This is a genomic window from Glutamicibacter sp. JC586 (assembly GCF_009805585.1).
Lineage (GTDB): Bacteria > Actinomycetota > Actinomycetes > Actinomycetales > Micrococcaceae > Glutamicibacter.
Window position 1 is genome coordinate 1 of record NZ_VHIN01000004.1, and the last position, 5,516, is coordinate 5,516.

The window sequence follows — 5,516 nt, forward strand, 5'->3', positions numbered from 1 at the left end:
TATTTATTGTGTGTTGAAAGTCATCGGCCTATTAGTACAGGTCAGCTACACAAGTCTTCAGTCCTTGCTTCCACATCCTGCCTATCAACCCAGTGGTCTAGCTGGGGGCCTCACACACTCAAAGGTGCATGGAAATCTCATCTCGAAGCAGGCTTCCCGCTTAGATGCTTTCAGCGGTTATCCCTTCCCAACGTAGCTAATCAGCGATGCACTTGGCAGTACAACTGACACACCAGAGGTTAGTCCGTCCCGGTCCTCTCGTACTAAGGACAGCCCTTCTCAAATTTCCAACGCGCGCAGCGGATAGGGACCGAACTGTCTCACGACGTTCTAAACCCAGCTCGCGTACCGCTTTAATGGGCGAACAGCCCAACCCTTGGGACCTACTCCAGCCCCAGGATGCGACGAGCCGACATCGAGGTGCCAAACCATGCCGTCGATATGGACTCTTGGGCAAGATCAGCCTGTTATCCCCGAGGTACCTTTTATCCGTTGAGCGACGGCCCTTCCACGAGGTGCCGCCGGATCACTAGTCCCGACTTTCGTCCCTGCTCGAGCTGTCACTCTCACAGTCAAGCTCCCTTGTGCACTTACACTCAACACCTGATTGCCAACCAGGCTGAGGGAACCTTTGGGCGCCTCCGTTACATTTTAGGAGGCAACCGCCCCAGTTAAACTACCCATCAGGCACTGTCCCTGAACCAGATCATGGTCCGAAGTTAGGTGACCGATACAGCCAGAGTGGTATTTCAACGATGACTCCACCTGAACTAGCGTCCAAGCTTCACAGTCTCCCACCTATCCTACACAAGCTGCACCGAACACCAATACCAAACTATAGTAAAGGTCTCGGGGTCTTTCCGTCCTGCTGCGCGTAACGAGCATCTTTACTCGTACTGCAATTTCGCCGAGTTCATGGTTGAGACAGCGGGGAAGTCGTTACTCCATTCGTGCAGGTCGGAACTTACCCGACAAGGAATTTCGCTACCTTAGGATGGTTATAGTTACCACCGCCGTTTACTGGGGCTTAAATTCTCAGCTTCGCACTTACGTGCTAACCGGTCCTCTTAACCTTCCAGCACCGGGCAGGAGTCAGTCCGTATACATCGTCTTGCGACTTCGCACGGACCTGTGTTTTTAGTAAACAGTCGCTTCCCCCTGGTCTCTGCGGCCCACACCCGCTCACAACTGCAAGAGCTGATCACGAGGCAGGCCCCCCTTCTTCCGAAGTTACGGGGGCATTTTGCCGAGTTCCTTAACCATGATTCTCTCGATCGCCTTAGTATTCTCTACCTGATCACCTGTGTCGGTTTGGGGTACGGGCGGACTGGGACCTCACGCCGATGCTTTTCTAGGCAGCATAGGATCACCGAATCACCCCAAAAAAGGGGCGCCTATCAGGTCTCAGAAACATGAGCGGCGGATTTGCCAACCACTCTTCCTACACCCTTGGACCAGGTCAATTCCATTGCCTGGCTCGGCTACCTTCCTGCGTCACACCTGTTAATACGCTGACCTCACTGCATCGGTTCCCACCACACCACACAACAACGCAACCCGAAGGCTACAACAGTCATGATCCGTCATGGTTAGCATCCACAGCTCAGTATGGGCGGTCCTTCGCCGGTACGGGAATATCAACCCGTTATCCATCGACTACGCCTGTCGGCCTCGCCTTAGGCCCCGACTAACCCAGGGCAGATTAGCTTAACCCTGGAACCCTTGATCATTCGGCGGACGGGTTTCTCACCCGTCATTCGCTACTCATGCCTGCATTCTCACTCGTATAGCGTCCACCGCTGGTTTCCACCGCGACTTCACCCGCTATACGACGCTCCCCTACCCATCCAAACACCCAACCCAAAGGCCAGGTAAATATTTGAATGACGCAACTTCGGCGGTGTGCTTGAGCCCCGCTACATTATCGGCGCGGAATCACTTGACCAGTGAGCTATTACGCACTCTTTCAAGGGTGGCTGCTTCTAAGCCAACCTCCTGGTTGTCACAGCAACTCCACATCCTTTCCCACTTAGCACACGCTTAGGGGCCTTAGTTGGCGTTCTGGGCTGTTTCCCTCTCGACTATGAAGCTTATCCCCCACAGTCTCACTGCTACGCTCTCACTTACCGGCATTCGGAGTTTGGCTAAGGTCAGTAACCTTGTAGGGCCCATCGCCTATCCAGTAGCTCTACCTCCAGCAAGAAACACGTAACGCTGCACCTAAATGCATTTCGGGGAGAACCAGCTATCACGAAGTTTGATTGGCCTTTCACCCCTACCCACAGCTCATCCCCTCCATTTTCAACTGAAGTGGGTTCGGTCCTCCACACGCTCTTACACGCGCTTCAACCTGGCCATGGGTAGATCACTTCGCTTCGGGTCTAGATCACGCCACTCAAACGCCCTATTCAGACTCGCTTTCGCTACGGCTACCCCACACGGGTTAACCTCGCGACGTAACACTAACTCGCAGGCTCATTCTTCAAAAGGCACGCCATCACACAACCACAAGGGTCATGCTCTAACGGATTGTAAGCGCACGGTTTCAGGTACTATTTCACTCCCCTCCCGGGGTACTTTTCACCATTCCCTCACGGTACTGATTCACTATCGGTCATCAAGTAGTATTCAGGCTTACCAGGTGGTCCTGGCAGATTCACACAAGGTTTCACGGGCCCCGTGCTACTCGGGTATCAACACTAGAACGGCAGACACGCATTACACCTACGGGACTATCACCCTCTATGGTCCGGCATTCCAACCGATTCACCTATACGCCTGCACCTCATCCCACCAGCAAGATAGCACTGGTACATGTCAACCCCACAACCCCGATGATGCAACGCCTATCCGCTATCACACACCAACCGGTTTAGCCCCATCCGCGTTCGCTCGCCACTACTAACGGAATCACTATTGTTTTCTCTTCCTGCGGGTACTGAGATGTTTCACTTCCCCGCGTTCCCTCCACACAGCCTATACATTCAGCTGCAGGTCACACCACATAACATGGTGCGGGGTTCCCCCATTCGGAAATCCTGGCCTCAACGTCCGGTTATCGACTCCACCAGGCTTATCGCAGATTCCCACGTCCTTCATCGGCTCTTGATGCCAAGGCATCCACCGTGCGCCCTTAAAAACTTCAACACAACATCAAAGTCTCAAGATATGAGCAATAAAACAATCTAACAAAATCACACAGACAAGACTCAAACACCCCACAACCCAAGGAAAAGGGCCACAGGACTCATCTCATCTGCAAGATGCTCGCGTTCACTATACAGTTCCCAAACAACAACCCCACACCCCCACCAACACACCCCAACAACAACCCACAAAGGCCATCATCACCAGGCATGCCAGCAGCAAACACAGGACAAACACCGAAACACCAAGAACCCCACACCACAACAACCAACAACCATCCCCAACACACAGCATCAAAAACACCGTGCATCAAAAAACAGTCACTCATCATCATGGTGAGGAGGCTTGTTGCCTCAAAACCCAACAGCATGCCAAACCATACAAACCACACAACACCCACACACCACTTTCCAACACCACCAAACACTCACAACCCAAAGGTCACAAACACCAGGCACTGCGTACTCATCAGCACATAAACATCATCCAGCCACAGCCAGTACCCCACACACACCACACAACCCACATCATGCAGGCCACAAAGTATGTATGTTTTCCAGTACTGAGTTCATTGATATTCCACCCATGAGCAACCCACCCGTACAACACTCGTGCACAGACATGGGCAACCAAAAATGGTTAGCTCCTTAGAAAGGAGGTGATCCAGCCGCACCTTCCGGTACGGCTACCTTGTTACGACTTAGTCCCAATCGCCAGTCCCACCTTCGACGACTCCCCCCACACAAGGTGGTTAGGCCATCGGCTTCGGGTGTTACCAACTTTCGTGACTTGACGGGCGGTGTGTACAAGGCCCGGGAACGTATTCACCGCAGCGTTGCTGATCTGCGATTACTAGCGACTCCGACTTCATGGGGTCGAGTTGCAGACCCCAATCCGAACTGAGACCGGCTTTTAGGGATTAGCTCCACCTCACAGTATCGCAACCCATTGTACCGGCCATTGTAGCATGCGTGAAGCCCAAGACATAAGGGGCATGATGATTTGACGTCATCCCCACCTTCCTCCGAGTTGACCCCGGCAGTCTCCCATGAGTCCCCACCACTACGTGCTGGCAACATGGAACGAGGGTTGCGCTCGTTGCGGGACTTAACCCAACATCTCACGACACGAGCTGACGACAACCATGCACCACCTGTGAACCAGCCCCGAAGGGAAAGACCATCTCTGATCCGGTCTGGCACATGTCAAGCCTTGGTAAGGTTCTTCGCGTTGCATCGAATTAATCCGCATGCTCCGCCGCTTGTGCGGGCCCCCGTCAATTCCTTTGAGTTTTAGCCTTGCGGCCGTACTCCCCAGGCGGGGCACTTAATGCGTTAGCTACGGCGCGGAAAACGTGGAATGTCCCCCACACCTAGTGCCCAACGTTTACGGCATGGACTACCAGGGTATCTAATCCTGTTCGCTCCCCATGCTTTCGCTCCTCAGCGTCAGTAAATGCCCAGAGACCTGCCTTCGCCATCGGTGTTCCTCCTGATATCTGCGCATTTCACCGCTACACCAGGAATTCCAGTCTCCCCTACATCACTCTAGTCTGCCCGTACCCACCGCAGATCCGAGGTTGAGCCTCGGACTTTCACGGCAGACGCGACAAACCGCCTACGAGCTCTTTACGCCCAATAAATCCGGATAACGCTTGCGCCCTACGTATTACCGCGGCTGCTGGCACGTAGTTAGCCGGCGCTTCTTCTGCAGGTACCGTCACTTTCGCTTCTTCCCTACTGAAAGAGGTTTACAACCCGAAGGCCGTCATCCCTCACGCGGCGTCGCTGCATCAGGCTTTCGCCCATTGTGCAATATTCCCCACTGCTGCCTCCCGTAGGAGTCTGGGCCGTGTCTCAGTCCCAGTGTGGCCGGTCACCCTCTCAGGCCGGCTACCCGTCGTCGCCTTGGTGAGCCATTACCTCACCAACAAGCTGATAGGCCGCGAGTCCATCCCCCACCGATAAATCTTTCAACAACCCACCATGCGGTAAGAAGTCATATCCGGTATTAGACCCAGTTTCCCGGGCTTATCCCAAAGTCGGGGGCAGGTTACTCACGTGTTACTCACCCGTTCGCCACTAATCCACCCTGCAAGCAGGGCTTCATCGTTCGACTTGCATGTGTTAAGCACGCCGCCAGCGTTCATCCTGAGCCAGGATCAAACTCTCCATAAAAAAATAAAAAGCCACCAGCTCCCCCTCGGAAAATAAGGGCGAAACCAATGAAGTCCTGGCGAATAATAAAACACTCAAGAACACTACACGGGGGTGCAATGCCTCAAGCAAATAATATGTATTCACCAAATAAAATAAATATTCGGTATCAACAAACTTGGCACACTATTGAGTTCTCAAACAACAAACACT

General features: G+C 53.3%; 2 rRNA genes. Both read right to left on the minus strand.

The window, feature by feature from the left end:
• Window positions 1-10: 10 nt before the first annotated feature.
• Window positions 11-3,147 (minus strand): 23S ribosomal RNA (locus tag FJV47_RS03545).
• Window positions 3,148-3,798: 651 nt separating this feature from the next.
• Window positions 3,799-5,324: ribosomal RNA gene (locus FJV47_RS03550) — 16S ribosomal RNA — on the minus strand.
• Together the 16S and 23S rRNA genes form the textbook arrangement of a ribosomal RNA operon.
• Window positions 5,325-5,516 lie beyond the last annotated feature (192 nt).